Origin of the sequence: Brevundimonas sp. (assembly GCF_032107865.1) — a bacterium.
Classification (GTDB): domain Bacteria; phylum Pseudomonadota; class Alphaproteobacteria; order Caulobacterales; family Caulobacteraceae; genus Brevundimonas.
Map to the genome: position 1 here is coordinate 1 of NZ_DAMCNG010000369.1, position 1,469 is coordinate 1,469.

Annotated in this window: 2 protein-coding genes; both read left to right on the forward strand. The window is 72.0% G+C overall.

All coding sequences use genetic code 11. The features are described from left to right. The coding region (locus tag RT567_RS16780; protein ID WP_313577326.1) for a phosphotransferase at positions 1-684 on the forward strand (684 nt) is incomplete at its 5' end. Continuing rightward, positions 681-1,394 (forward strand): N-acetylmuramate alpha-1-phosphate uridylyltransferase MurU, encoded by a 714-nt coding sequence (gene murU / locus RT567_RS16785; RefSeq protein WP_313577327.1) that lies wholly within the window; start codon positions 681-683, stop codon positions 1,392-1,394. The genes RT567_RS16780 and murU, both read left to right, overlap by 4 nt. Positions 1,395-1,469 lie beyond the last annotated feature (75 nt).

Sequence of the window (1,469 nt, forward strand, 5' to 3'; positions counted from 1 at the left end):
CCCCTCTATCGCGCCGCCGTCGAGGCCCTGGCCGTCCTGCACGCCGCCCCGACGCCCGACGTCCTGACCGGCCCGGCGGGCGACTGGCCCCTGCTGACTTATGACCAGACGGCGCTGCAAGGCGGGGCCGACCTGTTCGTCGACTGGCTGCCGAAACTGCTTCCCGCGCTGAGTTTCGACGACGACGCCATCGCCGAATGGCGCGCGGCCTGGGCGCCGATCACGGCGGCGGGCGAGGTGGGAGCCTCCGTCATGGCCCACCGCGACTATCACGCCGAGAACCTGATCCGGCTGGACGGCAGGAGCGGCGCCGCCTCGGTCGGGATGATCGACTTCCAGGACGCGGTGAAGGCGCACCCGTCGTGGGATCTGCACTCCCTGCTGCAGGACGCGCGCCGCGACGTGGCGCCCGAGCTGGAGGCCCTGGCGCTCGACCACTATTTCGCCCTGCGCCCCGAGACCGACCGCGAAGCCTTCATGGCCGCCTACGCCGGTCTGGCCGCCCTGAACGAGGCGCGCATCCTGGGGATCTTCGCCCGCCTGATCGCCCGCGACGGCAAGCCCCGCTACGCCGCCTTCATGCCGCGCATGTGGGCGCACCTGAACGCCAATCTGAAGGCGCCGGGCCTCGAAGCCGTCGCCGCCTGGATGGACCGCCACGTGCCGGAGGAAGTGCGTCGATGACCGCCCCCACCACCGCCATGGTCCTCGCCGCCGGGCTCGGCACGCGGATGCGTCCGCTGACCAACGACCGACCCAAGGCTCTCGTAGGCGTCGGCGGCAAGGCGCTGATCGACCACGTCCTAGACCGGCTGGCCGACGCAGGTGTGACCGACGCCGTGGTCAACGTTCACTGGTTCGCAGACCGTCTGGAAAGCCATCTGGCCGCCCGCACTCGTCCGACGATCCGCATCTCCGACGAGCGTGCCGAACTGCTGGAAACCGGCGGCGGCCTGAAGAAGGCCCGCCCCCTGCTGGGCGACGCCCCCGTCTTCGTCGCCAATATCGACAGCGTCTGGATCGACCGCGGCGATGCTCTGGGCGACCTGATCCGCCTGTGGGATCCCGCGCGCATGGACGCCGCCCTGCTTCTGGCCCGGCGCGAAGGCTCCATCGGCTTCGAGGGGGGCGGCGACTTCTTCCTCGGCGACGACGGCGCCCTGACCTTCCGGGGCGAGGCCGCCAGCGCGCCCTATGCCTATATGGGCGTCCACATCACCCGGCCGGACTACGCCGACCACGGCCCCGACGGTCCCTTCTCGCTCAGCCCCCTGTGGCGCGCCTCGGCCGCCGAGGGTCGCCTGTTCGGCTGCGTGCTCGACGGCGACTGGATGCACGTCGGCGACCCGCAGGCGCGTGACGAGGCCGAAGCCCGGCTGAAGGCGGAGACCTGATCATGACAGGGGGGCGCTTCGATCCGTTCGCCGGAAGCGGGCCGCGCTGGCGCGCCGTGCCCGCCTGGCGGCCCT

What these genes read in the sequence shown, in the direction of transcription:
- murU (WP_313577327.1), top strand. Translation starts at nt 681, where the DNA reads ATGACCGCCCCCACCACCGCCATGGTCCTCGCCGCCGGGCTCGGCACG.